Annotated in this window: 25 protein-coding genes and 2 pseudogenes; 15 read left to right on the top strand and 12 right to left on the bottom strand. The window is 59.7% G+C overall.

The features are described 5' to 3' along the window. Positions 1-47 precede the first annotated feature (47 nt). Positions 48-761: pseudogene (locus AC07S6_RS15920) on the top strand (aminoglycoside phosphotransferase family protein); the annotation flags it as partial. Between the two features lie 33 nt (positions 762-794). Here the strand turns inward: AC07S6_RS15920 and AC07S6_RS15915 are convergent. Beyond that, positions 795-887, bottom strand: a pseudogene (locus tag AC07S6_RS15915) (hypothetical protein); the annotation flags it as partial. A gap of 182 nt (positions 888-1,069) precedes the next feature. Between AC07S6_RS15915 and murU the strand changes: the two are divergent. Together murU and AC07S6_RS15905 are read left to right on the top strand one after the other, a co-directional pair. Continuing rightward, entirely contained in the window at positions 1,070-1,744 is a 675-nt protein-coding gene (gene murU / locus AC07S6_RS15910) for an N-acetylmuramate alpha-1-phosphate uridylyltransferase MurU (protein ID WP_034128818.1), read from the top strand. Position 1,745: 1 nt separating this feature from the next. After that, positions 1,746-2,513 (top strand): TerB family tellurite resistance protein, encoded by a 768-nt coding sequence (locus AC07S6_RS15905; RefSeq protein WP_198863113.1) that lies wholly within the window; start codon positions 1,746-1,748, stop codon positions 2,511-2,513. A 75-nt stretch (positions 2,514-2,588) separates the two neighbouring features. Here the strand turns inward: AC07S6_RS15905 and AC07S6_RS15900 are convergent, their stop codons facing one another. Then, positions 2,589-3,563, bottom strand: a complete 975-nt coding sequence (locus tag AC07S6_RS15900; RefSeq protein WP_060764001.1) for an alpha/beta hydrolase family protein — start codon at positions 3,561-3,563, stop codon at positions 2,589-2,591. Between the two features lie 213 nt (positions 3,564-3,776). Between AC07S6_RS15900 and AC07S6_RS15895 the strand changes: the two genes are divergently transcribed. The 4 genes from AC07S6_RS15895 (at position 3,777) to trpE (ending at position 8,050) form a co-directional block, all read left to right on the top strand. Beyond that, complete coding sequence (locus tag AC07S6_RS15895) at positions 3,777-4,925, top strand: iron-containing alcohol dehydrogenase (protein WP_003194705.1); 1,149 nt, start codon at positions 3,777-3,779, stop codon at positions 4,923-4,925. Positions 4,926-5,009: 84 nt separating this feature from the next. After that, positions 5,010-5,684, top strand: coding sequence for a ribulose-phosphate 3-epimerase (rpe, locus tag AC07S6_RS15890; protein ID WP_003194703.1), 675 nt, complete (start codon positions 5,010-5,012; stop codon positions 5,682-5,684). After that, positions 5,681-6,499: a phosphoglycolate phosphatase gene (locus AC07S6_RS15885; protein WP_044269436.1), complete on the top strand. Its 819-nt coding sequence runs from the start codon at positions 5,681-5,683 to the stop codon at positions 6,497-6,499. Before rpe ends, AC07S6_RS15885 begins: the two co-directional genes overlap by 4 nt. A 69-nt stretch (positions 6,500-6,568) precedes the next feature. Continuing rightward, positions 6,569-8,050 carry an anthranilate synthase component I gene (gene trpE / locus AC07S6_RS15880; RefSeq protein WP_495112611.1) on the top strand — a complete coding sequence of 494 codons (1,482 nt, stop codon included), beginning with the start codon at positions 6,569-6,571 and terminating at the stop codon, positions 8,048-8,050. 122 nt (positions 8,051-8,172) lie between these two features. Here trpE and estP read toward each other — a convergent pair whose 3' ends face one another. Beyond that, positions 8,173-10,095 carry an esterase EstP gene (estP, locus tag AC07S6_RS15875; RefSeq protein WP_495112610.1) on the bottom strand — a complete coding sequence of 641 codons (1,923 nt, stop codon included), beginning with the start codon at positions 10,093-10,095 and terminating at the stop codon, positions 8,173-8,175. Positions 10,096-10,506: 411 nt separating this feature from the next. Between estP and AC07S6_RS15870 the strand changes: the two genes are divergently transcribed. The 4 genes from AC07S6_RS15870 (at position 10,507) to AC07S6_RS15855 (ending at position 13,830) form a co-directional block, all read left to right on the top strand. Further along, complete coding sequence (locus AC07S6_RS15870) at positions 10,507-11,100, top strand: aminodeoxychorismate/anthranilate synthase component II (RefSeq protein ID WP_044269431.1); 594 nt, start codon at positions 10,507-10,509, stop codon at positions 11,098-11,100. 9 nt (positions 11,101-11,109) lie between these two features. Beyond that, the gene (gene trpD, locus AC07S6_RS15865; RefSeq protein ID WP_003194694.1) at positions 11,110-12,159 is read left to right on the top strand and encodes an anthranilate phosphoribosyltransferase; all 1,050 of its coding nucleotides are present in this window, start codon (positions 11,110-11,112) and stop codon (positions 12,157-12,159) included. Continuing rightward, positions 12,156-12,992 carry an indole-3-glycerol phosphate synthase TrpC gene (trpC, locus tag AC07S6_RS15860; RefSeq protein ID WP_034128811.1) on the top strand — a complete coding sequence of 279 codons (837 nt, stop codon included), beginning with the start codon at positions 12,156-12,158 and terminating at the stop codon, positions 12,990-12,992. Before trpD ends, trpC begins: the two co-directional genes overlap by 4 nt. Positions 12,993-13,134: 142 nt before the next feature. After that, on the top strand, positions 13,135-13,830 hold the full coding sequence (locus AC07S6_RS15855) for a lipoate--protein ligase family protein (protein WP_054896806.1): 696 nt from the start codon (positions 13,135-13,137) through the stop codon (positions 13,828-13,830). Here the strand turns inward: AC07S6_RS15855 and crp are convergent. Next, entirely contained in the window at positions 13,827-14,471 is a 645-nt protein-coding gene (crp, locus tag AC07S6_RS15850; protein ID WP_054896815.1) for a cAMP-activated global transcriptional regulator CRP, read from the bottom strand. The genes AC07S6_RS15855 and crp overlap by 4 nt on opposite strands. Before the next feature lie 245 nt (positions 14,472-14,716). Here crp and AC07S6_RS15845 point away from each other — a divergent pair, with 245 nt between their 5' ends. Continuing rightward, positions 14,717-15,139 carry an OsmC family protein gene (locus AC07S6_RS15845; RefSeq protein WP_003194686.1) on the top strand — a complete coding sequence of 141 codons (423 nt, stop codon included), beginning with the start codon at positions 14,717-14,719 and terminating at the stop codon, positions 15,137-15,139. A gap of 47 nt (positions 15,140-15,186) precedes the next feature. Here AC07S6_RS15845 and coq7 read toward each other — a convergent pair whose 3' ends face one another. From coq7 to hemJ, 6 genes are all read right to left on the bottom strand, one after another. After that, on the bottom strand, positions 15,187-15,834 hold the full coding sequence (coq7, locus tag AC07S6_RS15840; protein ID WP_197880472.1) for a 2-polyprenyl-3-methyl-6-methoxy-1,4-benzoquinone monooxygenase: 648 nt from the start codon (positions 15,832-15,834) through the stop codon (positions 15,187-15,189). Between the two features lie 85 nt (positions 15,835-15,919). Then, entirely contained in the window at positions 15,920-16,258 is a 339-nt protein-coding gene (locus tag AC07S6_RS15835; protein WP_003194682.1) for a histidine triad nucleotide-binding protein, read from the bottom strand. A gap of 45 nt (positions 16,259-16,303) precedes the next feature. Next, positions 16,304-17,092: an SDR family NAD(P)-dependent oxidoreductase gene (locus AC07S6_RS15830; protein WP_003194680.1), complete on the bottom strand. Its 789-nt coding sequence runs from the start codon at positions 17,090-17,092 to the stop codon at positions 16,304-16,306. Positions 17,093-17,153: 61 nt separating this feature from the next. Further along, on the bottom strand, positions 17,154-18,110 hold the full coding sequence (locus AC07S6_RS15825; protein ID WP_197880471.1) for a DUF805 domain-containing protein: 957 nt from the start codon (positions 18,108-18,110) through the stop codon (positions 17,154-17,156). A 67-nt stretch (positions 18,111-18,177) separates the two neighbouring features. Continuing rightward, complete coding sequence (locus AC07S6_RS15820; protein ID WP_014720163.1) at positions 18,178-19,140, bottom strand: NAD(P)H-dependent flavin oxidoreductase; 963 nt, start codon at positions 19,138-19,140, stop codon at positions 18,178-18,180. Between the two features lie 24 nt (positions 19,141-19,164). Continuing rightward, complete coding sequence (gene hemJ, locus AC07S6_RS15815; RefSeq protein WP_495112609.1) at positions 19,165-19,593, bottom strand: protoporphyrinogen oxidase HemJ; 429 nt, start codon at positions 19,591-19,593, stop codon at positions 19,165-19,167. A gap of 134 nt (positions 19,594-19,727) precedes the next feature. Here hemJ and argC point away from each other — a divergent pair, with 134 nt between their 5' ends. Both argC and erpA read left to right on the top strand, forming a co-directional pair. Next, a complete protein-coding gene (gene argC, locus AC07S6_RS15810; protein WP_014720162.1) occupies positions 19,728-20,762 on the top strand; it encodes an N-acetyl-gamma-glutamyl-phosphate reductase in 1,035 nt (344 codons plus the stop codon). A gap of 165 nt (positions 20,763-20,927) precedes the next feature. Then, positions 20,928-21,278 (top strand): iron-sulfur cluster insertion protein ErpA, encoded by a 351-nt coding sequence (gene erpA, locus AC07S6_RS15805; protein ID WP_003176443.1) that lies wholly within the window; start codon positions 20,928-20,930, stop codon positions 21,276-21,278. A gap of 64 nt (positions 21,279-21,342) precedes the next feature. Here erpA and AC07S6_RS15800 read toward each other — a convergent pair whose 3' ends face one another. Beyond that, positions 21,343-22,434, bottom strand: a complete 1,092-nt coding sequence (locus AC07S6_RS15800; RefSeq protein WP_495112608.1) for an anhydro-N-acetylmuramic acid kinase — start codon at positions 22,432-22,434, stop codon at positions 21,343-21,345. A 3-nt stretch (positions 22,435-22,437) separates the two neighbouring features. Continuing rightward, positions 22,438-23,850 carry a peptidoglycan DD-metalloendopeptidase family protein gene (locus AC07S6_RS15795; RefSeq protein WP_054920661.1) on the bottom strand — a complete coding sequence of 471 codons (1,413 nt, stop codon included), beginning with the start codon at positions 23,848-23,850 and terminating at the stop codon, positions 22,438-22,440. Positions 23,851-24,059: 209 nt separating this feature from the next. On the opposite strand from AC07S6_RS15795, the gene tyrS reads away from it, so the two are divergent. After that, complete coding sequence (tyrS, locus tag AC07S6_RS15790) at positions 24,060-25,265, top strand: tyrosine--tRNA ligase (RefSeq protein ID WP_054896812.1); 1,206 nt, start codon at positions 24,060-24,062, stop codon at positions 25,263-25,265. Positions 25,266-25,372 lie beyond the last annotated feature (107 nt).

Here is a 25,372-nt window from a genome sequence, read left to right as displayed (position 1 = left end):
ATAAAGCATGCCCCGCTTGACGGCTAGCGCCGTCGGAGACCCTTGTAATGCCCGAGCAAGATCTACGTTTACAACAGCTGGAAGTCTGGCTGGATGAGCAGTTGCCGATCCTCTTCAACGCTCAGGACTGGGGCCCCGTGCCCCCGGCCACATTGACCGCGGCCAGCAGCGACGCGAGTTTCAGGCGTTATTTCCGATGGGAGGGCGGTGCCCATACGTTCGTCGTCATGGACGCGCCACCCCCCCAGGAAAACTGCAAACCTTTCGTCGATATTGCGCATTTGCTCGCGAAATCGGGAATAAATGTGCCAAAAATTTATGCAGAAGATTTGCCCCGTGGCTTTCTTTTGCTCAATGACCTGGGCAGAAAAACCTATCTAGACGTGATTGACGGTGAAAATGCTGATCAATTATTTGCCGATGCCATCGAAGCGCTGCTGGCTTTCCAGCAATTGCCGATGGATGCGCCGTTGCCCAGCTATGACGTGGCCTTATTGCGTCGCGAGCTGGAACTGTTCCCGGAATGGTACGTGCGCCGTCACTTGGGCATCGACCTCGACCCTGAGCAACAAGCCCTCTGGCAACGTGCCAGCCAGCAGTTGATCGACAGCGCGCTGGCCCAGCCCAAGGTGCTGGTGCACCGCGACTACATGCCGCGCAACCTAATGGTCAGTGAGCCAAGCCCAGGCGTGCTGGATTTTCAGGACGCGGTCTACGGCCCGGTGACCTATGACATTACCTGCCTGTTCAAGGACGCCTTCCTCAGTTGGCCCCAGGCCCGCGTTCGTGAATGGCAGCGCGGCTATTGGCAGCGCGCCGGGCAGCTGGGAATTCCCGTACAGGACGACTTTGAAGAGTTCCTGCGTGCCAGCGACCTGATGGGCGTGCAGCGTCACCTCAAGGTTATCGGCATTTTTTCGCGTATCTGCCACCGTGACGGCAAGCCACGCTACCTGGCCGACGTGCCGCGTTTCTTTGCTTATATAGAAGCGGTGCTGGCCGACCGACCTGAGTTGAGTGACCTGGGCGAATTGCTCGCCAGCCTGCGCGAACCTGCTGAGGCCAGCGTATGAAGGCGATGATCCTGGCGGCGGGCAAGGGCGAGCGCATGCGCCCGCTCACCCTGCATACGCCCAAGCCGCTGGTGCAAGCCGGCGGCAAGCGGCTGATCGAGTATCACCTTGAAGCCTTGGCGAAGGCCGGTTTTACCGAGATCGTGATCAACCACGCCTGGCTCGGCGAGCAGATCGAAAGCTACCTGGGCGACGGTGCCCAGTTCGGTCTGCGCATCCGCTACTCCCCGGAGGGTGAACCGCTGGAAACGGGGGGCGGCATATTCCAGGCATTGCCGCTGCTGGGCGACGAACCGTTTCTGGTGGTCAATGGCGATATCTGGACTGACTACGATTTCACCCAGCTCAAGCAGCCGATCCGGGGCCTGGCGCACTTGGTGATGGTCGACAACCCTGCGCACCACCCGTCGGGCGGGGATTTCTACCTGGATCACGGTGTGCTTCATGATGCTGCGCCCGGTGCCGATAACCTGACCTTCAGTGGCATTTCAGTGCTCGACCCCAAGTTGTTCGCGGGTTGCAGCGCCGGTGCCTTCAAGCTGGCCCCGCTTTTGCGCGAGGCCATGGCCAAAGGTTTGGTAACGGGGGAGCACATGGCAGGACGCTGGGTGGATGTGGGGACGCTGGAGCGACTGGCGCAGGTCGAAACCTTGCTGACAGCGGGGCAGTAGGATGTTGTGGCCAGGGACGCTGATCGGCGCCGGGGCTGGCTTTGCCATTGCCAGTATTCCGGGGGCTCTGTTGGGGGCATTGCTGGGGCAGGCGCTGGATCGCCGTCTGCAACTGCACAGCTGGGCGCAGTTACGTGAACGCCTGGGTGGGCGCCCGGCCTTGCGCAACGACGAACTGTTGTTTGTGCTGCTGGGACGCCTGGCCAAGAGTAATGGCCGGGTTGTCGACGGACATATCCAGCAAGCGCGCCAGGAGATGCGCGCACTGGACATGAGTGAGCCGGCCCAGCGCCGCGCGATCAGCGCCTTCAACCGTGGCAAGTCCGGCAGCGACCGGGTTCGCCGTTACCTGCGGGTGCTCAAGACGCAGCCCCATGCGGCGGAAGGCGTACTGCGCGCCTGTTGGCGCATGGCGTGGGCGGACGGTCGAGCGGATGCTGCCGAGCGCGACCTGATCGACCAGTGGGGCAAGTGGTTGGGCTGGACGCCGCAGCAGCTTCAGGCATTGGCGACCGATTACGCGCCGGAGCGCAAGCCAGTGGCCAATCGTGGGGGGGCCTATCAGGAGGCGTTGCGTATCCTGGGGGTGACGGCAACCACTGAGCCTTCGGTGATCAAGCGCGCCTACCGCCGCCTGCTCAGCCGTCACCATCCGGACAAGATCGCCGGCACGGGTGCCAGCCCCGCGCAAGTACGGGAGGCGACTGAACGAACCCGTGAATTGCATAACGCCTATGCGTTGATTCGTGAGCGGCGCGATTTTCGCTGAGGCTATCGCCACTCAACTCTATGTGGCAGTGGCAAGCCCTGATTGTAGGAGCGATGTCGCCCCGTTAGTGGAGTGTCAGTCGGCGCCGCCCTGTGGGCTCAACCAGCCGCGAACCCTGCGATACAGCTGCTCCTGCTCTGCCGCGCTATTGCCGGGCAGCGCGGTGAGCGATACCTGTTTATAGGTGTCATTCTTCGAGCGCTTGGCCGCCTGGAGTCGTTCCTGGGCGTTTTTGCGTTCCAGGGCGCCTTCTTGATAGAACACGTCCGCCGTGGGTACCTTCAAGGCCGGCGCCAGTTGCTGCAGGTCCGGTTGGCGAGCTGCGGGCGTCTTGCCGGCCACCATCACCAACCTCTGCACCTGGGAGGGTTGTTTCTCGCTGAGGTAGCGTGCCGCCCACCAGGCCCCGGTGCCATGGCCGAGCAACACCACGCTGCGGGCGCTTTGGGTCTGGGCGAAGGCGACGGCGGCGTCGATACGGTCGAAGATGCGCTTGGCGTCGGTCTTGTCCTGTTCATCCGCCCCCGGCACCACCGCCGGGTCTGTGCCCTCGGCCTCGGCACTGGCGGCTTGTTCGACCGGCTTGGCTGCGGTGCTGCCTTCCTTGCTGCTGGTATCGACCGCCGCTGTCGGCGGTTCGATGAGCCGTGGCGGCAGGGTGTCCACACTGACGTCAGGCAATGACAGACTGAGGGTGCCCCAGGCTGCGTCCGGTAACTTGCGCCGCAGAGGCGCGATTGCTTGCGGCCAGTCCGCGTTCTCCCCAGCACCTGGTATGAGAATCACCACACCCTCGGCTTCGGCGCTGTTGGCGGGTTTCCATAGCGCCAGGAACGAATCGCTACCAGCTTGCAATTGCTGTTGCTCCTGCTGCGGCACCTGCCGTTCGAGCGCACTGGCTTCTTGCTGGCTACGCTCGGGCAAGGCCTGGCGTTCAGCCGGTTTTTCGACGGCAGGCGAGGGCGCATCCTCGGCCTGAACAGGCAAGACACTGGTAAACAGGAGTGACAGGCACAGTGCTGGCAGTGCCGAACGGTGAAGAAAAAGCATCGTTGATTTCCGGCCAGAAGTGATTCCAGCAGCCTAATGGGTTGGTCGGTATTTGTCAGGGGTATGAGGCGTGGTTCTCGTTACCAACAAGCTATCGGCGGTTTGTTGGCTGCCTTGATGGGCGCGGCGCGACCATTCAACCAGTGAATGGCAGACAACACGCCAGGTGCGGCTATTCTTGTGCCAGCCCATCATTCATAAGAGGCCGCGCACATGAGTACTTCCTCATTCAAGATCGCCCACAAACTGCTGACCGGTGCAGGTGCCATCGAACAACTGGCTGCCGAACTCACGCGCCTGGATGTGGATAATCCGTTGATCGTCACCGACGCCGCGCTGGTCCAGTCCGGTACCGTGGCGCTGGCCTTGGAGCATCTGGGTGACCGAGCCTACGAAATCTTCGACCGCGTGCTGCCCGATCCGGAAATTGCCATCGTCGAAGACTGCATGCGTGCGTACCGCGAAGGGGGGCATGACGGCCTGATCGGTGTGGGCGGCGGCAGTGCCATCGACATCGCCAAGAGCGTGGCGGCCTATGCCGGTTATCACGGCGCGCTGGCGGACTTGTTTGGCGTCGATCAGGTGCCGCGCAAAGGCCCGCCGTTGATCGCCATCCCCACCACGGCCGGTACCGGCTCGGAGGTGACCAATGTGGCGATACTGTCCGACAAGGCTGCACAGCTGAAAAAAGGCATCGTCAGCGATTACTTGCTGCCGGATGTCGCGCTGATCAGCCCGCAAATGACCTTGACCTGCCCACGCGGTGTCACGGCCGCCAGTGGCGTGGACGCCTTGGTGCACGCCATCGAGTCCTACCTGTCGCTGAATGCCTCGCCGATTACCGACGCCCTGGCCATCGGTGCTATCAAATTGATTGCCAGCGCGTTACCCAAGGCTTACGCCAACCCGGCCAACTTGCAAGCCCGTGACGACATGGCCACCGCCAGCCTGATGGCCGGCATGGCCTTTGGCAACGCGGGCGTCGGTGCCGTGCATGCGCTGGCGTACCCGTTGGGTGGGCGCTTTAATATTGCCCATGGCGTCAGTAATGCGCTGTTGCTGCCGTATGTCATGCACTGGAACAAATTGGCCTGCGTCGAGCGTATGCAGGACATCGCCCAAGCCATGGGCGTCAATATTGCCGGGCTGAGTGTGAATGATGCTGCTGACCAGGCTGTAGCGGCGATGACGCGGCTGTGTGCGGCGGTGGAGATCCCGTCCGGCCTGCGCAGTTTCGGCGTGCCCGAGGACGCCATCCCGGCCATGGCCAGCGAAGCTGCAGGCATTGAACGCTTGATGCGTAACAACCCGCGCAAGCTCAGCGCCGCCGATATCGAAAAAATCTACCGGGCAGCTTACTAACCGTTGAGATAGGTCACGGTGCGCGCAGCAAAGCATGAGGTATACAATGCGCGCCATCGTGATTTAGCTCAAAAAAGGTGCGTCATGCAGCCCTTCGTCATTGCTCCATCGATTCTCTCTGCCGACTTCGCCCGCCTGGGTGAGGAAGTGGACAAGGTGTTGGCCGCCGGTGCCGACTTCGTGCACTTCGATGTCATGGACAACCACTACGTACCCAACCTGACCATCGGCCCGATGGTGTGCGCCGCGTTGCGCAAGTACGGCATCACTGCGCCGATTGATGCGCACTTGATGGTCAGCCCGGTGGACCGTATCGTCGGTGACTTCATCGAGGCGGGTGCGACTTACATCACCTTCCACCCGGAAGCTACGTTGCACGTTGACCGCACTTTGCAACTGATCCGCGAAGGCGGCTGCAAGGCGGGCCTGGTATTCAACCCGGCCACTCCGCTGAGCGTGCTTGAGTACGTGATGGACAAGGTCGACATGGTCTTGCTGATGAGCGTCAACCCAGGCTTCGGCGGGCAGAAGTTCATCCCTGGCACCTTGAACAAGCTGCGTGAGGCCCGTGCGCTGATCGATGCGTCGGGGCGTGACATTCGCCTGGAGATCGACGGCGGGGTCAACGTCAACAATATCCGTGAGATCGCCGCAGCGGGTGCCGATACCTTCGTGGCCGGCTCGGCGATCTTCAACGCCCCGGACTACCAGGCCGTCATCGACAAGATGCGTGCCGAACTGGCGCTGGCGCGTCCATGAGCGGTTTTGAGCAGTTGTTCCCCGGCAAATTGCCACGGCTGGTGATGTTCGATCTGGACGGTACCTTGATCGACTCGGTGCCCGACCTGGCGGCCGCGGTGGACCAGATGCTGCTCAAGCTGGGGCGCAAGCCGGCAGGCATCGAGTCGGTGCGCGAGTGGGTCGGCAATGGCGCGCCGATGTTGGTGCGCCGGGCCCTGGCCAACGACATCGATGCCACGGGTGTGGATGAGGTAGAGGCAGAGCATGCCTTGGAACTGTTCAATGCCGCTTATGAAAGCAGCCACGAACTGACCGTGGTTTACCCCGGTGTTCGCGACACCCTCAAGTGGTTGAGCAAGCAGGGCGTGGAAATGGCCCTGATCACCAACAAGCCGGAGCGCTTCGTTGCGCCGTTGTTGGACCAGATGAAAATCGGGCGCTACTTCCGCTGGATCATCGGCGGCGATACCTTGCCGCAGAAAAAACCCGACCCGGCGGCGCTGTTTTTCGTGATGAAAATGGCCAATATTCCGGCGTCTCAGTCGCTGTTTGTCGGCGATTCGCGCAGTGATGTGCTGGCGGCCAAAGCGGCGGGCGTGCAGTGTGTGGCCTTGAGTTATGGTTACAACCATGGCCGGCCGATTGCGGAGGAATCCCCAGCGCTGGTCATTGATGACCTGCGACTGCTAATCCCCGGTTGCTTGGGCGCTGGCGCTGAGATAACGTTGCCCGACATTGATTCGTCCCCTTCTGGAAATTCCATCGTGGTGGTCACTCGCAAACTCTGGATGAAAGTCATCAAGGCCCTGGCCCGCTGGCGTTGGCGCGCCTGACTGATCCTGGCCGCGTTTGCGGCACGTTTGCCTACCTGACTGTTTGACCCTCACACCACGAGGCACCTCATGACCTGCGAAGAATTCCTGCGTTTGGCCGCTGCCGGCTATAACCGTATCCCCATGGCTTGCGAAACCCTGGCCGACTTCGATACGCCACTGTCGATCTACTTGAAGCTGGCCGACGAGCCCAACTCCTACCTGCTCGAGTCGGTACAGGGCGGTGAGAAGTGGGGTCGTTACTCGATCATTGGCCTGCCATGCCGTACGGTGCTGCGGGTACACGACCATCATGTGAGCATCTCCCATGATGGCGTGGAGATCGAAAGCCATGACGTAGAAGATCCGCTGGCTTTTGTCGAAACCTTCAAGGCGCGCTACAACGTGCCGACCATCGCTGGCCTGCCGCGCTTCAATGGCGGCCTGGTGGGGTACTTCGGCTATGACTGCGTGCGCTATGTGGAGAAGCGCTTGGGCAAATGCCCGAACCCGGACCCGCTGGGCGTACCGGACATTTTGCTGATGGTGTCCGACGCGGTGGTGGTGTTCGACAACCTCGCCGGCAAGATGCATGCGATTGTCCTTGCCGACCCGGCCCAGGCTGATGCCTTCGAGCAAGGCCAGGCCAACCTGGAAGCGCTGCTTGAGAAACTCCGCCAGCCGATCACCCCGCGTCGCGGCCTGGACCTCAGCCGCCCACCGGCGGCCGACCCGGTGTTCCGCTCAAGCTTTACCCAGGATGACTACGAGCGTGCCGTCGATACCATCAAGGAATACATCCTCGCCGGTGACTGTATGCAAGTGGTGCCGTCGCAACGCATGTCCATCGACTTCAATGCGGCGCCGATTGACCTGTACCGCGCACTGCGTTGCTTCAACCCGACGCCATATATGTACTTCTTCAATTTTGGCGACTTCCACGTCGTCGGCAGTTCGCCGGAAGTGCTGGTGCGGGTTGAAGACAACCTGATCACCGTGCGCCCGATTGCCGGCACGCGCCCCCGTGGCGCGACCGAAGAAGCCGACGTGGCGCTGGAAGAAGACCTGCTCAGCGACGACAAGGAAATCGCCGAACACCTGATGCTGATCGACCTGGGGCGCAACGACACCGGGCGTGTCTCGGAAATCGGCTCGGTGAAACTGACCGAGAAGATGGTCATCGAGCGGTACTCCAATGTGATGCATATCGTGTCCAACGTCACCGGCGAGCTGAAGGCCGGGCTGACAGCGATGGACGCACTGCGGGCGATTTTGCCGGCGGGCACATTGTCGGGGGCGCCGAAGATCCGTGCGATGGAAATCATCGACGAACTGGAGCCGGTCAAGCGTGGTGTCTACGGCGGCGCCGTCGGGTATTTTGCTTGGAACGGCAATATGGACACCGCCATTGCGATCCGCACGGCGGTGATCAAGGACGGCGAACTGCATGTGCAGGCGGGCGGCGGGATTGTGGCGGACTCGGTGCCGGCCCTTGAATGGGAAGAAACCCTGAACAAGCGTCGTGCGATGTTTCGCGCCGTGGCATTGGCAGAGCAAACTCCACAAGACTGAAGCTGGAATAAAAAATGTGGGAGCGGGCTTGCCCGCGACGACGGTGTGTCACTTGAGATATTCAGTGACTGATCCACCGCCATCGCAGGCAAGCCAGCTCCCACATTTATTTTGCGCAGTATTTAGAAATCCAGACTGACTCCGACATTGATGCCTTGCTGGGTCAAGTTGTCATCCTTTCTCACGTTATACGCCGCCCGCAACGCCAGGTCCTGAGTCAGCTTGTGGCTGACACCCAGGCTCAAACGGTCAGAATTACTGCGAGGCGTATACCCGTCCAGCTTGAAGTCGATTCCCTGGACGCTGTTGAGCGAAATGTTCACCTTCTGGGTGTCATTTTCAAACTCATGCTCGTGTGCCACTTCGCCAAAAACCTGGGTTTGCGGCGTGATGCGGTAGCTGCCTTGCAGGCCGACGCCCAGGCGCTTGGAGTCGCGTTGTTGATCATCAAAGGTCAAGGCGGTGGAGCGGCTGTTTTTCTCCGAGTAACCATTGACTTCAACCCGCGCGTAATCGGCGCTGATGAACGGCGACAGGTGCCATTCGCTGCCCGGTGCGGCGATGTCATACCCCATGCGGCCGCTCAGAGCCCAGAGCCAGCCATCGGTATCACCTTTCTCCGAGCCTTCACTGACACCCAGGGCGAACTTGCGCTTGAGGCTGTCGAAGTCCAGCTTGCCGCCGGTCAATGCGGCATCGGCCCACCAGTGATTTTGCTGATACTGAGCGAAAGCCGTGCCCATATAGCTGTTGAGCTTATAGTCCGAATCATTGGCACCGGCTTCGAGGGTCTGCCGATACAGGCCAGCGGCAACGCCCACGCGCCAGTTTTCATCGAGCCGGTAGCTGCTACCGATATTCAGGTTGTAGCCGCTGCCGTCGCCACTGGCCGAACTGCTCTGATCATCGAAATCCAGGCGTTGGCCGCCGCCGGCCACTATGGCGCGCCATTGGCCGACGGCTTGCCAACTGCCGTTGTCCGCTTGCCATTGGTTACGCAGCTCGTCCTGATGGGCGCGCAATGTGCCTTGGGCCATTTCCGGCAGCAAGGTCAGTTCCCACGGCGCGGCGAGTAGCGAATAGGCGTAGTCGGCAATCAAGCGTTGCCCGGCCACAGTAGGGTGGACCGAGTCGTTGTAGATCAGCTTGGTCGGGTCCGGATTGGTACCGCCGATGCCGTAGGTTGGGTTGGCGGTGCAACTGTTGCCGCTGAAGCAGGTGCCGGTCAGGTTCTGGCCGGTGGCGAGGCCGAAACGGGACGGATCGGCGAAAGCCTCGTTCAATAACCGCGGGATGTTCAGCGGAATAACCTGCGCATCCACTTGTGACAGGCGCTGTACCAGGGACTGGTTGAAAATATTGCTCAGGGCCGAGGTCGCTGCTTGCTGTGGGGTGCCGTTGATGGCCGGCGTCAGCCCCAGGTCGGGTAGCATCCAGACCATAATGTAACGTGCGCCGGCCTGTTGCAGGGCCTGGGCGCTGTCCGCCAGTCGCCCACCTGCGGCGACCGCTTGAGCGGGGCTGAGTACCCGGCCTTGGAGGAAGTCGTTGCCGCCACCGGAAAGGAAGTAGAGCGCGTTCGGGTCAGCTCTCCCACCATTGGCCGGCAAATAGCCCTGCCGGCTGCGCAACACGGTGCCACCGCCGGCATTGCCGGGGGGAATCGCAGCATCGGAGACTGAGGTAATAGAGTCGAGGATATTGTCGGTACGGTAACCACCCACTGCCCAGTTGTTCCCGTCTGGCAAACCTTGGGCTGCGCGAACGGGTGAGGTGGAGGCATTCAGGTCGTTGGGGGCTACCCCCAATTTGGCACCCAATAGGGTTGAAGAGACCAGGCCGTATTCACCCTGAAAGTTCGCCCCGGTTCGGTTGGTAAAGCGCAACGTGGCACCGGCCGAACCGTCGGGAAACTGGCCTGCATCAGCCAGGCTATCGCCGAAAACCACCATGGTTGAATAAGGTGACGGGGCTGCGAACGCCTGGGCGCAGGCCAATGACAGGAGGCAGCCGGCAAGGGGCGCGAAAAACGCTGGTCTGAGCATGCAAGATTCCATTCGGTTGTTTTTATGTAGGAAGTGAAACACTAGCAAAATTTCTAGCATTTTCTGTAGGGATATGTGGAATCTGCCTACGTTGGCCCCCGTATTTGCGGCTCCATATTGCACCGCTGGCGAGCCTACGTTACTGTGCCTGAACGTATGAATGAGACCCTCCCCGTGTTGATCATCAGCAAACTCTTGATGCGAGTAGTCAAGGCACACGCCCGTTGGCGTTGGCGCGCCTGACATTTTTCTCTGCCGGCCTGGCCGGACCTGTACCGATTTGCCTTCTTCACCCGTTGTCTGACGCCCCTTGCCAACTCACCCTGGCAACCGGAACGTGCGTCTGGCAGCGGGTCACACGCTTGGAAGGCGGTCATTTGAAATCAGTGAATTCAAGAGGTTTGAACCCACATGTTGCTGATGATTGATAACTACGACTCCTTTACCTACAACGTTGTGCAGTACCTGGGCGAGCTGGGTGCCGAGGTCAAGGTGGTGCGCAACGATGAACTCACTGTTGCCGAAATCGCCGCGTTGAACCCCGAGCGCATCGTCGTCTCACCTGGCCCGTGCACGCCGACCGAAGCGGGCATCTCTTTGGAAGCTATCCAGTATTTCGCCGGCAAGCTGCCGATCCTGGGCGTCTGCCTGGGCCACCAGTCCATCGGCCAGGCGTTTGGCGGTGATGTGGTGCGCGCGCGGGAGGTCATGCACGGCAAGACCAGCCCGGTGTTCCATCGTGACCTGGGTGTGTTCCAGGGCCTGAACCTGCCGGTGACCGTGACCCGTTACCACTCACTGGTGGTCAAGCGTGAAACCTTGCCCGAATGCCTGGAACTGACCGCCTGGACCCAATTGGAAGACGGCTCGGTCGACGAGATCATGGGCTTGCGTCACAAGACGCTGAACATCGAAGGGGTGCAATTTCACCCTGAATCAATCCTGACCGAGCAGGGCTACGAGCTGTTCGCCAACTTTCTCAAGCAGAGCGGCGGCACGCGCTAAGGACTTTTCATGGATATCAAGACTGCCCTGAGCCGTATCGTCGGCCATCTGGACCTGAGCACCGCGGAAATGAGCGATGTGATGCGCGAGATCATGACCGGTCAATGCACCGATGCTCAGATCGGTGCTTTTATGATGGCGATGCGCATGAAGAGCGAAAGCATCGACGAAATCGTCGGTGCGGTGTCGGTGATGCGTGAGCTGGCGGACAAGGTCGAACTCAAGACCCTCGACGGCGTCGTCGATGTGGTGGGTACCGGCGGTGACGGTGCGAATATTTTCAACGTGTCGACCGCCTCATCCTTCGTGGTGGCCGCCGCTGGTTGCACCGTCGCCAAGCACGGTAACCGTGCAGTGTCTGGCAAGAGCGGCAGTGCCGACTTGCTGGAAGCGGCCGGTATTTACCTGAACCTCACGCCGGTGCAAGTAGCGCGCTGCATTGACAGCGTTGGTATCGGCTTCATGTTTGCCCAGTCCCATCATGGCGCAATGAAACACGCTGCCGGCCCGCGTAAGGACCTTGGCTTGCGTACCCTGTTCAACATGCTCGGCCCGCTTACGAATCCGGCCGGTGTGAAGCACCAGGTGGTAGGCGTGTTCAGCCAGGCGCTGTGCCGGCCGCTGGCCGAAGTCTTGCAACGCCTGGGCAGCAAGCATGTGCTGGTGGTGCATTCCAAGGATGGCCTCGACGAATTCAGCCTGGCGGCGCCGACCTTCGTGGCGGAGCTCAAGAACGACGAGGTCACCGAATATTGGGTCGAGCCCGAAGACCTGGGTATGAAAAGCCAGAGCTTGCACGGCCTGGCGGTGGAAAGCCCGGCAGCTTCACTGGAGCTGATTCGTGACGCCTTGGGGCGTCGCAAGACCGAAAACGGTCAGAAAGCTGCGGAAATGATTGTGCTCAATGCTGGCGCAGCCCTTTACGCCGCCGACCATGCCTATAGTCTCAAGGAAGGTGTCGCCTTGGCCCACGATGCGCTGCACACCGGCCTGGCTCGTGAGAAGCTCGAAGAGCTGGGAGCATTCACCGCCGTATTCAAGATGGAGAATGAAGGATGAGTGTGCCAACTGTTCTGGAAAAGATCCTGGCCCGCAAGGCTGAAGAAGTGGCCGAGCGCCGCGCCCGCGTGAGCCTGGCCGAGTTGGAAGCGCAGGCGAAAAGCGCCGAGGCACCACGCGGCTTTGCCAATGCCTTGATCGCCCAGGCCAAGCTCAAGCAGCCGGCCGTGATCGCCGAGGTCAAGAAGGCCTCGCCGAGCAAAGGCGTGATTCGCGAACACTTCGTACCCGCTGAGATCGCCGTCAGTTACGAGAAGGGTGGGGCAACCTGCTTGTCTGTGCTGACGGATATTGACTACTTCCAGGGTTCCGACCCGTTCCTGCAACAGGCGCGCGCTGCGTGCAAGCTGCCGGTGATCCGCAAGGATTTCATGGTCGACCCGTACCAAATCGTCGAAGCTCGTGCCTTGGGTGCCGACTGCGTGTTGCTGATTGTCTCGGCATTGGATGACGTGAAGATGGCCGAGCTGGCGGCCGTGGCCAAGAGCGTCGGTCTGGACGTGCTGGTCGAAGTGCATGACGGCGACGAGCTGGAGCGCGCATTGAAGACCCTCGATACTCCGCTGGTAGGCGTCAACAACCGTAACCTGCATACCTTCGACGTCAGCCTGGAAACTACCCTCGACCTGCTGCCGCGTATTCCGCGCGATCGCTTGGTGATTACCGAGAGTGGCATCGTCAATCGCGCCGATGTGGAATTGATGGAAATCAGTGGTGTGTACTCGTTCCTGGTGGGCGAGACCTTTATGCGCGCCGAGAACCCGGGGGCGGAACTGCAGCGTTTGTTCTTCCCGGAGCGCGGTACGACGATCAGCGGTTCGACACTAGACTGATTTGAAATACGCTCGGAACTGTAGGAGCTGGCTTGTCTGGATAGCGGCGGGTCAGCCAACCTCTGTGTAGCTGACACACCGCTATCGCAGGCAAGCCAGCACCCACATTGGTTTTGTGTTTATTCAGGTAGGTAGGTGTTCGATGCTCCAGCCCGTGATCATGACTGTCGAAGCTGGCCTTGCCGCCGAGCAAGACCTATTGGCAGCCGTTTGCGCGGGTGAGCAGGCATTCGGATTGCTGTTCTGGCAGCCCAGTGACCAAGCACTGGTCATGCCGCGCCGTTTGAGCCGGCTGCCGGCATTCGCGGTGGCGAGCCAGGTTTCGGCCGATGCGGGTTGGCCGGTATTGCTGCGTGAAACCGGCGGTGAGCCGGTGCCGCAGTCCGGCGCCACGGTCAACATCGCCCTGGTCTATGCCCCACCGCGTAGCGAAGGCGACCAGGGGCGCATCGAAACCGGCTATCAGCGCTTGTGCCAACCGATCTGTGATCTGTTGATCGAGTTGGGTGGCGATGCGTCCGTCGGCGAAATTGACGGTGCTTTTTGCGACGGTCGTTACAACGTCAACCTCAATGGCCGCAAAATGGTGGGCACTGCCCAGCGTTGGCGACAAAGCGGTGGCCGCCCGGTCGGGTTGGTGCACGGGGCGATGTTGCTGGAGAATGATCGGGAGGAATTGATTGCGGCGGTCAACCGCTTCAATCAAGCCTGCGGCTTGGAGCAGCGGGTTCGCGCCGATAGCCATATCGCACTGCACGAAGCGTTTCCCGCGCCGGACGCGATCAGTCGGCTCGACACGTTGTACCGGCAGATGCTGACTGGCTTCCTGCCGGTTTAACGGGTACCAAATACCACCATTGTCTTGCCTTTGACATGCACCAGGTTGCGTTCTTCCAAATCCTTGAGCACGCGGCCGACCATTTCCCGCGAACACCCGACAATACGTCCGATCTCCTGGCGCGTGACTTTGATCTGCATGCCGTCGGGATGGGTCATGGCATCGGGTTGCTTGCATAGCTCCAGCAGGCAGCGAGCGACGCGGCCGGTGACATCAAAGAACGCCAGGTCGCCGACTTTGCGGGTGGTGTCACGCAGGCGCTGGGCGATCTGGCCGCTCAGGGCGTACAAGATGTCCGGATCATGCTGGGCCAATTCGCGAAATTTCGCATAGCTGATTTCGGCCACTTCGCACTCAACTTTGGCCCGTACCCAAGCACTACGTTCCTGCTCTTTGCCTGCTTGTTCAAACAAACCCAGCTCCCCGAAGAAGTCTCCGGCGTTGAGGTAGGCAATGATCATCTCACGGCCATCCTCATCCTCGATCAGGATGGTGACTGAGCCCTTGATGATGAAGAACAGGGTTTCTGAGCGCTCGCCGGCGCAGATGATGTTGTGCTTGGCCGGATGACGTCGGCGCTGGCAATGCAGCAAAAGCTTGTCGAGGTTCTTGATCTTGGGTGTGGGAGTAAGAGCAACCATGGTTGTATCCCGAAAAGACTGCGCGGTGTCGTTGGCGTTGTTTTTATCCAGCGGCATCTCATTGATATACGCTGTACAAGTCATGGCCATGCGCCATTCATTTGGCGCCAGCTTACCAGACACCTTCTGTCGCGATTAGCCAATTTAGCGGCAAACGCTGTCATTTATCGAATTTATGCAGAGCGCTGCTGTTTCAAGGCCCTGTGCTAAGCTGGCGACCCTTTTTTAGCAGTGGAGTCTGGGCGATGAAGGCACGCATCCAATGGGCGGGCGAAGCCATGTTCCTCGGTGAGTCGGGCAGCGGCCATGTGGTGGTCATGGACGGTCCGCCGGAAGCCGGCGGTCGTAACCTGGGTGTACGCCCCATGGAAATGTTGCTGCTGGGTGTGGGCGGTTGCAGCAATTTTGACGTGGTCAGCATCTTGAAGAAGTCCCGCCAGGCCGTAGAAAGCTGCGAAGCCTTCCTGGAAGCTGAACGCGCCACTGAAGACCCCAAGGTTTTTACCAAGATCCATATGCATTTCGTGGTCAAGGGCCGGGCGCTGAAAGAAGCCCAGGTCAAGCGTGCCATCGAGCTGTCGGCAGAGAAGTACTGCTCAGCATCGATCATGCTGGGGGCCGCGGGCGTAGTCATTACCCACGACTACGAAATCATCGAGCTGGGTTGATTGCAGCAGGCAAAAGAAAGGGCGCTTCGGGCGCCCTTTTTTTCGGTTCAGATTCGATAAGTGCTTTTGGTCATGACCTTGGCCAACAGGCTCATGCCGAACCGTACCGGGGCTGGAAAGCGGAAGCCGCCCGCGCCCAGCGCGCTTTCTGCATGGTGCTCTTCGTCAATGCGCATCTGCTCAAGAATGGCCCGTGACTTTTCGTCTTCGGCCGGCAGTTGCTCCAGGTGTTCATCCAGGTGCTTGCACACCTGATGTTCTGTCGCGGCCACAAACCCCAGGCTGACTTTGTCGCTGATCAGCCCGGCAGCCGCGCCGATACCAAACGACAAGCCATAAAACAGTGGGTTGAGCACGCTGGGATGGCTGCCCAACTGACGGATGCGTTGTTCGCACCAGGCCAGATGGTCGATCTCTTCCTCGGCCGCATGCTCCATCGCCGTGCGTACCTGTGGCAACTTGGCGGTCAGCGCCTGGCCTTGGTACAACGCCTGGGCACAGACTTCGCCGGTATGGTTGATGCGCATCAGGCCAGCGACGTGACGGGTATCGGTCTCGCTCAGCTGTACATCCGGCTGCACGATGGCGGGCGATGGACGGTAGGGCTGGCCGCTGAATGGCAGCAGGGTGCGCATGGCCATGTCGGCTTGCAGCAACAGACGGTCAATCGGCGAGTAGTGACGTTGGGTAGTCATGCTGACCTCCGGGAAGAATCTCGGCGGCCAGTTTACCGCAAGAGAGCGTCCAGCGTTTGTGCTGAGTCAATTTGCCCTTGTGCACTCAGCCCGGTGGCCAGTTCATCTGGCGCTGACCCAGCACGTGCATATGGATGTGGTAAACGGTTTGCCCGCCGTCTTCATTGCAGTTCATCACCACGCGAAAGCCTTTTTCGCAGCCCTGTTCCACGGCCAGGCGCTGGGCGGTGAACAGGATATGGCCGGCCAGTGCCTTATCGTCCTCGGTCAGGTCGTTGAGGGTGCGAATGGGTTTTTTCGGGATAACCAGGAAATGTACTGGTGCCTGCGGGGCGATATCGTGAAAAGCCAGGACTTGGTCATCTTCATAGATGATCTTCGCCGGTATTTCCCTGTTGATGATCTTGGTGAACAGAGTATCCACAGCTGTATCTCCATCGTGAAAAGTGAGGTGAGTGTACGTAGGCCATCAGCGTGGGCAATAGGCCTTGTTGATGGCGCCGGCAATTTTGCGAGTGAGCCAGCGTGGGCTCAGGCGTGGGCTGAACGTCAGCCATCGATTGCGGCGCCCGGGAATGATAATGGCCTTGTTCTTTTCCAGCGCCCGCACGGTGTAGAGCGCGACTTCTTCCGGGCTCATCAGCTGCTGGCTGCGGTCGAGTTTCGCCGTATCCATCTGCGCGGTGCCGAAGAATGCGGTGCGCGTAGGGCCGGGGCACAGCACTGAAACCTTGATGCCGCAGGTCTTCAATTCCTCGCGCAACCCTTCGGAGAAGTGCAGCACGTAGGCTTTGCTGGCGTAGTAGCTGCTCATCCACGGCCCAGGCTGGAAGGCGGCGACCGAAGCCACATTGAGGATTTGCCCGCCGCCATGCAGGGCCATGGCATTGCCCAGTGCGTGGCACATGCGGGTCAAGGCCAGGATATTGACTTCGATGAGGTCCTGCTCGGTCATCCAGTCCTGGGCCAGGAACGGCCCGCTGGTGCCGATGCCGGCGCAGTTGACCAGCAGGTCGATCTGTCGCTCACCCTCTTCGAGCTCCAGCAAAAAGCCGGACAAACGCAGCGGCTCGCCCAGGTCACAGGCACGAAACAGCACCTCGACGCCGAAGCGTTGGGTCAACTCCAATGCAATGCTTTCCAACTGATCACGCTGGCGGGCCACCAGAATCAAGCTACGGCCGCGCCGTGCCAAGGCCTCGGCCAATGCCAGGCCGATGCCACTGGAGGCGCCGGTGATCAGAGCGTAACGGGTCATGCCTTTCTCCATCGCAACGCCACCGGCCTATGACAGTGCGTCACAGGCGGCGGGCGTTTCTTCACTGTTCTGGAGAGTCTACAGGTTCGGCTGCATCGTCAGCACTTTGCGCTTCGGCTTCGTCAACGATAGCGCTTTGATCGGCGTCTGCATCGGAGGTAATGGAGCTGCTTTCGTAGCTGCTGTCCATGTTGGCTTCAAGCTGGTCCAGGTAGCCATTCATGCCCAGGGTGACGACGATGATGAGCATCAAGGGAATGAACGCCAGCCACAGCGAGGCCAGGATTTTCACCGCAGTGGAGTTGCGTGGTGGTGGCGCGCCGTACTGGTTGGCGCCCGTATTGCCTGGCAATACCAGCAACAACAGTGGGAATACGCTGTTTACCAGCGGAACCAGGTTGAGCAGGTACAGCCAGCCAGACCAGCCCAGGTCATGCAGGCGCTGCACGCCGATTTGCACGCTCACCACTACCAATGCCACAAACAGCGCGAAACCCAGCAGCGAGCCAATAATGATGGCGATGGTTGGCGAGGCTGTCGCCACCGCGAAGCCCACCGTACTGATGATGCCCGCTGCCACCAGCATCGCGACGGTCAGTGCCAGCGTCCAGGCCAGGTAGCGCAGGCGCCCGATGCGCCCGTGGATGGTGAAGACCTTGAGGGTTGCGAACTCCGGCAGGTCGTCGCCAACTGCGGCGCGTGGCGGTGCATAAGGCGACGCAGTGGCGCGGTCAGAGGTTGACGAGTCCGTCTCGTGGGTTTCTGCAAGGTTGAACGCCACGGGTTGTTCGGCCTCGATGCGAGCGTCGACCCCGGCGTTGTGCAGTGCCGTGAGGTAAGTTTGCGCGTCGGGGTGGGACAGGTCGCGCTTGAGCGCGACGGGGCGGCCGGTGAAGAGCTTTTCGATCGCTTCAACATCACTTTTGAATAACTCGGCGAGGTTCAGCTTGGCGGTGGTGCTTTCGACACCTGGGCGCAAGGCTCCGTCAAACACAATCTTGAAACGGCTGTCGCTCATGCGGGCATCCTTGTCACTTAATCAGGGAGAGTATGCAGGCCTCCCAATCGGCAGGCCTGCCAGTGGGTCAGCGTGGCCAGCGCAGTTGCGCGGCGTGCTCGCGTGCTTTGCGGTATTCGGCATCCAGGCGGGCAACGAGGTCATCCACACTGGGTACATCATTGATCTCACCGACGCCTTGGCCAGCAGACCATACAGTTTTCCACGCTTTGGCCTCATCGCTCAATGGCTTGAGCTTGGAACCGAAGTTGACTTCACCTTTGCCTTGAAGCGCAGCGAGGTCAAACCCGGCATTTTCCAGGCTCTGGCGCATGAAGCTGGCAGGTACGCCGGAGACTGCTGGAGTGTGCACGATGTCGGCGGCGCGCGATGTGAGCAGCATCTCCTTATAGGCATCCGGTGCCTGGCTTTCGGTGGTGCCGATAAAGCGCGTGCCGAAATATGCGAGGTCTGCCCCCAGCACCTGGGCGGCAAGGATTTCATGCCCATGGTTAAGGCAGCCCGCCAGCAGTAGGGTTTTGTCGAAGAACTGGCGAATTTCGGCAATCAGTGAAAAGGGGCTCCAGGTGCCAGCGTGGCCACCCGCACCAGCGGCGACGGCAATGAGGCCATCAACACCCGCCTCAGCGGCTTTCTCGGCATGGCGTCGGGTAGTGACGTCATGAAATACCAGGCCGCCGTAGCTATGAACCGCGTCCACCAACTCCTTTACCGCACCGAGACTGGTGATGACGATGGGCACCTTGTGCTCGACGCAGATCGCCAGGTCTGCCTCCAGGCGCGGGTTGCTGTTGTGCACGATCAGGTTCACGGCATAGGGCGCAGGGTTGTCCAACTGAGCCAGGCCCGCTTCGATTTCTTCCAGCCAGGCCTTGAAGCCACTGCTTTCGCGTTGGTTGAGCGCCGGGAAACTCCCAACTACCCCGTTGCGACAGCAGGCCAGGACCAGTTGCGGATTAGAGATCAGAAACATCGGCGCGGCCACCACGGGCAGGCGCAGACGTTGTTCCAGCAGAGCGGGCAGCGACATTGGAGGTTCCCCGAGTAATTGACGTTAGAACGGTTTGACCACGACCAAAATTACGATAGCCAGCAATATCAGAACCGGGACTTCATTGAACCAGCGATAAAAGACATGGCTGCGGGTGTTTTCGCCACGGGCGAAGCGCTTTACCTGTGCGCCGCACATGTGATGGTAGCCAATCAGCAGGACGACCAGGGTCAGCTTGGCGTGGATCCAGGCGCCCGACTGGAAAATGCCGGGGTTGAGGGCCAGCATCCAGATGCCGAAGGCCAGTGTGGCAACCATCGCCGGGCCCATGATGCCCCGGTACAGCTTGCGCTCCATGATGCTGAAGCGTTCCTTGCTGACGGTGTCTTCGCTTTGGGCGTGGTAGACGAACAGGCGCGGCAGGTAGAACAGCCCGGCAAACCAACAAACGATGCTGACGATATGGAAGGCTTTGACCCATAGATAGAGCATTTTAGTTATTCCCAGGTTCACGGTAGCGAAGATAGTAGTGGCTCATGCGCCCGTACGTCACGTTGACGGTTGTCGCAGGACGATACGGCCCCTATTATCGACGGCTTTCCAGTGGGTTCGTTGAGGGCAGGTTTATGGTCAAGGTCGGTATCGTCGGCGGCACGGGTTACACCGGTGTCGAATTGCTGCGTCTGTTGGCTCAGCATCCGCAAGCTGAGGTGGTGGTCATCACTTCCCGATCCGAAGCCGGGCTGGCCGTGGCCGATATGTACCCGAACCTGCGAGGCCACTATGACGGTCTGGCGTTCAGTGTGCCGGACACCAAGACCCTGGGTGCCTGCGACGTGGTGTTCTTCGCCACGCCTCACGGTGTCGCCCATGCTCTGGCCGGTGAGCTGCTGGCGGCCGGTACCAAGGTTATCGACTTGTCGGCAGACTTCCGCCTGCAAGACGCCGATGAGTGGGCCAAGTGGTACGGCCAGCCCCATGGTGCGCCGCAGCTGTTGGAAGAGGCGGTTTACGGCCTGCCGGAAGTCAATCGCGAGCAGATCAAGCAAGCGCGCCTGATTGCCGTGCCGGGTTGCTATCCGACGGCGACGCAATTGGGCTTTCTGCCATTGCTGGAAGCTGGCTTGGCGGATGCGTCGCGCCTGATCGCGGACTGTAAGTCGGGCGTCAGTGGTGCGGGCCGTGGTGCGGCGGTAGGTTCGCTTTACTCCGAAACGTCGGAAAGCATGAAAGCCTATGCGGTAAAAGGTCATAGGCACTTGCCGGAAATCCGCCAGGGTTTGCGTCGCGCTGCCGGCCAGGATGTGGGGCTGACCTTCGTGCCGCACCTTACACCGATGATCCGCGGGATTCACTCCACGCTGTATGCGACCGTCACTGATCGCTCGGTAGACCTGCAGGCGCTGTTTGAAAAGCGTTATGCCAATGAGCCGTTCGTCGATGTGATGCCGGCCGGCAGCCATCCGGAAACGCGCAGCGTGCGTGGTGCCAATGTGTGCCGTATTGCGGTGCATCGTCCGCAGGATGGCGACCTGGTGGTGGTGTTGTCGGTGATCGACAATTTGGTCAAGGGCGCTTCGGGCCAGGCGGTGCAGAACATGAATATCCTGTTCGGCCTGGACGAGAAGTTGGGCCTGTCCCACGCGGGGATGTTGCCTTAACGCGGGATCACCGTTGCGCAAAAGGCCCTTTGATCGGGCCTTTTGCATTTTTAATGGTCGCTGGGCGGATTGATATACCGTAACAATAGTTGACCGCTTTTCTAGGAGAAGCGGATAATACCGGCCATTACGCATATGGCGGCGCTACGCCGGGAGATTATCAGCATGAGCGTTGAATCCTTCACCCCCACGGCTTTGCAATTCACCCACGGTGCTGCGCACAAGGTGAAGAGCCTGGTCGATGAAGAGGGTAATGATCGCTTGAAGCTGCGCGTATTCGTTACGGGCGGCGGTTGTTCAGGGTTTCAGTACGGTTTTACCTTCGATGAAGATGTGGCCGATGACGACACTATCGTTGAGCGCGAGGGTGTGAGCCTGGTCGTGGATCCGATGAGCTTCCAATACCTGGCAGGTGCCGAGGTGGATTATCAGGAAGGTCTGGAAGGCTCGCGTTTCGTGATCAAGAACCCTAATGCCACCACGACATGTGGTTGCGGGTCTTCGTTCTCGATCTGATCGGTAGCAGGTACAAAAACGCCGCTTGGCTTTTACGGGCCAAGCGGCGTTTTGCTGTCTGGGGTCAGGCGGGGTAGATCGCGCCAAGCACTCGAAGCCCACGTGCGCCAGTGACGCTGGGGCGATTGGCGGCGATGCCTTCCAGGCTGCAATGTGCCAGCCAGGCGAAGGCCATTGCTTCTACCCAGTCAGGATCTACGCCGTAGGCCGCTGTAGTGCTGACATGAGTGGAAGGCAGCAACGTTGTCAGCCGGCTCATCAGTGCCCCGTTATGGGCGCCGCCCCCGCAGATCAGCAAGGTTGTTGTGTCAGTCTGGGCGCTTTGCAGGGACTCGACGATGGTCAGGGCCGTCAGCTCCAGCAGGGTGGCCTGTACGTCTTGGGGTTCAAAGGCGGGCAAACGGCCAAGGTGCTGCTGCAGCCAGGCCAGGTTGAACACTTCGCGGCCCGTGCTTTTCGGGCCTTTGGTCATGAAGAACGGATCGCTGAGCAACGTATTGAGCAGTTGGGGTTGGACCTTGCCGCTGGCCGCCCATTGCCCGTTCCGATCAAAGTGTTCGCCGCGCTGCAGGTTAATCCAGGCATCGAGGAGGACGTTCCCCGGGCCGCAGTCGAAACCGGCGACAGGCTCGCCCGTCTCGATCAGGCTGAGGTTGCTGAACCCGCCGACATTCAATACCGCGCGATTGCCCGTCTGTTCGCCGAACAATGCTTCATGAAAGGCTGGAACCAAAGGAGCGCCTTGGCCGCCGGCAGCGACATCGCGGCTACGGAAGTCGCTGACGACGGTGATGTCTGTCAGCTCGGTGAGAAGGGCAGGGTTGCCGATCTGAACGGTAAAGCCTCGGGCGGGTTCATGGCGAATCGTCTGGCCATGGCTACCAATCGCCCGAATGTCCTGAGGCTTGAGGTTCTGTTGATCCAGCAAGGCGTGGATGCCTTGCGCAGCGAGCGTTACCCATTGTTGCTGTGCAATTGCCGAGCGGGCGATTTCATCCGGGCCACTGGCGCATAGGCTCAGCAGTTCTGTGCGCAAGGCGTCAGGCATCGGGATGTAATGGGTGGCGATCAGATTGACCGCCGCGCCTTGTTCGATAAGGGCGATATCCAGGCCGTCGAGGCTGGTCCCGGACATCACACCGATATAGAGCGGCATACCTTAACGCTTCGCCGAAGCCAGCATGGTGGAGCGCTCTTGATCCATGCGTGCCATCAGCGGCTGGCTCTGCTGCATGAAGCGCGCGCGTTCGGCCTTGGCAATCGGGTCAGCCATCGGCAGCTTCTGGCCCAATGGGTCGACGTGTACGCCGTTGACCTGGAACTCGTAGTGCAAGTGCGGGCCGGTGGAGAGGCCGGTAGTGCCGATGTAGCCGATCACTTGCCCCTGTTTCACGTTGCCGCCAGTCTTGACGCCCTTGGCGAAGCCTTGCATGTGGCCGTACAGCGTGCGGTAAGTGTTGCCGTGCTGGATGATCACCGTATTGCCGTAACCACCCCGGCGCCCTGCCAACAAGACCTTGCCGTCGCCCGCCGCTTTGATTGGCGTGCCACGCGGCGCGGCATAGTCGACGCCCTTGTGTGCGCGAATTTTGTTCAGAATTGGATGCTTGCGGCCCATGGAGAAACGCGAGCTAATACGAGCAAAGTCAACGGGGGTACGGATGAAAGCCTTGCGCATGCTGTTGCCATCAGCTGTGTAGTAGCTGCTGTTGCCTTGTTTGTTGGTGTAGCGCACGGCGGTGTAGGTTTTGCCGCGGTTGGTGAAGCGTGCAGACAGGATGTTGCCAGTGCCCACGACTTTTCCGTTGGCTACTTTCTGCTCGTAGATCACGTCGAACTCATCGCCTTGACGGATGTCCTGGGCAAAGTCGATGTCGTAGCCAAATACGCTGGCCATGTCCATGGTCATGCTGTGCGACAGGCCCGCACGCGCGGCCGATTGCGACAGTGAGCTGTTGATCACGCCATGTACGTAGGCGGAACGCATGACGGGTTTGGTGGTGATTCGGTTGAATGCGAAGCCTTTGGCGCCTTTGCTCAGGCTGATGCTTTCCAGGTCGCTGATACTGGTGTGCAGGTTGTTCAGCTGGCCGTCTGGCGTCAGCTCAAACTCGAGCTTTTGGCCACGTTTGAGCTGAGTGAATTGCTTGGCTTGCTTATCGCTAGCGAGCACTTCATTTACAGCGGCGGCAGGCAATCCAACCTTTTCGAACAGGGTAGATAGTGTGTCGCCTTTGCCCACGATGACTTCGCGGTGCTGGGGATTCTTGGCTGCGGCTGCCGCAGGTGCTTCCTGGGTGGCTTGTTGAGTGTCTTCTGGAGCGCTTTCGATCTGTGCGAAAGGTGATTCGGCCGGAGCATTTGTGGCTTGTTGAGCGTCGGAAGCGTCTTGATCTTGTGTCAGTTGTTCAACTGGGCTTTCCAGATCGAGGCTCAGGGATGTTCGTTTGGCTTCAACGTCACTGGAAGGGAATACCAGCAGTGCCAGGCTGAGAAGGGCGGCGATACCACTTGCGGCGAGCAGGTGGGTCTTCGGGTAAAGCGGCGGCGCTTTAGACGGTTCAGTGGTCATAAGTAATTTTGACTTTGAAGATGAAATGGAAAAGATGAATGACATGATGAAGATGAAATAACTGTATAAAATATAACCAAATCATCTGTGGCGCAAGCTCGCGAACGCTGGGCTTGCTGAACGGTGTCCGTGCGCAGGGCAAAACTTGTAATTAGTCCCTGATCTTGTATGGTTGGTTCCCTTTTGAATCTGAGCCTTGCGGGTCTGTTATGAAGTCGGTTGAAGAGCAGCTAGCGCTGATAAAACGTGGTGCGGAAGAACTGTTGGTCGAGGCCGAGCTGATCGAAAAGCTCAAGCGTGGCCAACCCCTGCGTATCAAGGCTGGCTTTGATCCGACTGCGCCGGATCTGCACCTGGGTCATACCGTGCTTATTAATAAGCTGCGTCAGTTTCAGGAGTTGGGCCATCAGGTCATCTTCCTTATAGGTGACTTCACCGGGATGATCGGTGATCCAAGCGGCAAGAGCGCTACGCGCCCGCCGCTGACTCGTGAGCAGGTGCTCGATAATGCCGAGACCTACAAGACCCAGGTATTCAAGATCCTTGATCCAGCCAAGACTGAGGTGGCGTTCAACTCCACTTGGATGGACAAAATGGGGCCGGCAGATTTCATTCGTCTGACGTCCCAGTACACCGTGGCACGCATGCTCGAGCGCGATGACTTCGACAAGCGCTACTCGACCAATCAGCCAATCGCCATCCATGAGTTCCTTTACCCGCTGGTTCAAGGGTACGACTCGGTGGCGCTGCGCGCGGACGTTGAGTTGGGTGGCACCGATCAGAAGTTCAACCTGCTGATGGGGCGTGAATTGCAACGCGCCTATGGTCAGGAGGCTCAGTGCATTCTGACCATGCCGCTGTTGGAAGGCTTGGATGGCGTCAAGAAGATGTCCAAGTCTCTGGGGAACTATGTCGGTATCCAGGAAGCACCAGGTGTGATGTACGGCAAGTTGGTGTCTATTCCGGATGCGCTGATGTGGCGCTACTTCGAGCTGTTGAGCTTCCGCTCGATGGACGAGATCAATGCGCTGCGTGCGGATGTCGAGGCGGGCGCTAATCCTCGCGATGTGAAGATTAAGCTGGCTGAAGAAATCGTTGCGCGTTTCCATGGTGAGGAGGCTGCGGCCAGCGCTCACCGCGCGGCAGGTAATCGCATGAAAGACGGCGAGCTGCCTGACGATCTGCCGGAGATTGAATTGACTGCTGCCGAGGCGATGCCGATTGCGGCTGTGCTTAATAAGGCTGGCCTGGTGAAGAATTCGGCGGTCGCGCGTGATCTCTTGGGTTCGGGCGGTGTACGTATAGATGGTGAGGTGGTTGATCGCACCTTTATATACGAGCTGGGCGCCACTCACGTTTGCCAGGCGGGCAAGAAGGCATTTGCGCGAATTACGCTCAAATCCGAACAAGTCTGAAAATAGGTGTTGACGGCGAATTATAACTGTCTATAATTCGCCCCACTTCCGGCGCAGTCGAAACGGAAAACTTCTTGGTAAACAATAAGTTACGCAGTTCTCGACAG

It is taken from the genome of Pseudomonas sp. GW821-FHT07B01, from assembly GCF_059419065.1.
This window is presented reverse-complemented; position numbering and strand designations above follow the sequence as displayed.

Bases quoted from the DNA above. Each gene is read 5' to 3' on its own strand.
- murU (WP_034128818.1), top strand. From the start codon at position 1,070: ATGAAGGCGATGATCCTGGCGGCGGGCAAGGGCGAGCGCATGCGCCCG.
- AC07S6_RS15905 (WP_198863113.1), top strand. From the start codon at position 1,746: ATGTTGTGGCCAGGGACGCTGATCGGCGCCGGGGCTGGCTTTGCCATT.
- AC07S6_RS15900 (WP_060764001.1), bottom strand. From the start codon at position 3,563: ATGCTTTTTCTTCACCGTTCGGCACTGCCAGCACTGTGCCTGTCACTC.
- AC07S6_RS15895 (WP_003194705.1), top strand. From the start codon at position 3,777: ATGAGTACTTCCTCATTCAAGATCGCCCACAAACTGCTGACCGGTGCA.
- rpe (WP_003194703.1), top strand. From the start codon at position 5,010: ATGCAGCCCTTCGTCATTGCTCCATCGATTCTCTCTGCCGACTTCGCC.
- AC07S6_RS15885 (WP_044269436.1), top strand. From the start codon at position 5,681: ATGAGCGGTTTTGAGCAGTTGTTCCCCGGCAAATTGCCACGGCTGGTG.
- trpE (WP_495112611.1), top strand. From the start codon at position 6,569: ATGACCTGCGAAGAATTCCTGCGTTTGGCCGCTGCCGGCTATAACCGT.
- estP (WP_495112610.1), bottom strand. From the start codon at position 10,095: ATGCTCAGACCAGCGTTTTTCGCGCCCCTTGCCGGCTGCCTCCTGTCA.
- AC07S6_RS15870 (WP_044269431.1), top strand. From the start codon at position 10,507: ATGTTGCTGATGATTGATAACTACGACTCCTTTACCTACAACGTTGTG.
- trpD (WP_003194694.1), top strand. From the start codon at position 11,110: ATGGATATCAAGACTGCCCTGAGCCGTATCGTCGGCCATCTGGACCTG.
- trpC (WP_034128811.1), top strand. From the start codon at position 12,156: ATGAGTGTGCCAACTGTTCTGGAAAAGATCCTGGCCCGCAAGGCTGAA.
- AC07S6_RS15855 (WP_054896806.1), top strand. From the start codon at position 13,135: ATGCTCCAGCCCGTGATCATGACTGTCGAAGCTGGCCTTGCCGCCGAG.
- crp (WP_054896815.1), bottom strand. From the start codon at position 14,471: ATGGTTGCTCTTACTCCCACACCCAAGATCAAGAACCTCGACAAGCTT.
- AC07S6_RS15845 (WP_003194686.1), top strand. From the start codon at position 14,717: ATGAAGGCACGCATCCAATGGGCGGGCGAAGCCATGTTCCTCGGTGAG.
- coq7 (WP_197880472.1), bottom strand. From the start codon at position 15,834: ATGACTACCCAACGTCACTACTCGCCGATTGACCGTCTGTTGCTGCAA.
- AC07S6_RS15830 (WP_003194680.1), bottom strand. From the start codon at position 17,092: ATGACCCGTTACGCTCTGATCACCGGCGCCTCCAGTGGCATCGGCCTG.
- AC07S6_RS15825 (WP_197880471.1), bottom strand. From the start codon at position 18,110: ATGAGCGACAGCCGTTTCAAGATTGTGTTTGACGGAGCCTTGCGCCCA.
- AC07S6_RS15820 (WP_014720163.1), bottom strand. From the start codon at position 19,140: ATGTCGCTGCCCGCTCTGCTGGAACAACGTCTGCGCCTGCCCGTGGTG.
- hemJ (WP_495112609.1), bottom strand. From the start codon at position 19,593: ATGCTCTATCTATGGGTCAAAGCCTTCCATATCGTCAGCATCGTTTGT.
- argC (WP_014720162.1), top strand. From the start codon at position 19,728: ATGGTCAAGGTCGGTATCGTCGGCGGCACGGGTTACACCGGTGTCGAA.
- erpA (WP_003176443.1), top strand. From the start codon at position 20,928: ATGAGCGTTGAATCCTTCACCCCCACGGCTTTGCAATTCACCCACGGT.
- AC07S6_RS15800 (WP_495112608.1), bottom strand. From the start codon at position 22,434: ATGCCGCTCTATATCGGTGTGATGTCCGGGACCAGCCTCGACGGCCTG.
- AC07S6_RS15795 (WP_054920661.1), bottom strand. From the start codon at position 23,850: ATGACCACTGAACCGTCTAAAGCGCCGCCGCTTTACCCGAAGACCCAC.
- tyrS (WP_054896812.1), top strand. From the start codon at position 24,060: ATGAAGTCGGTTGAAGAGCAGCTAGCGCTGATAAAACGTGGTGCGGAA.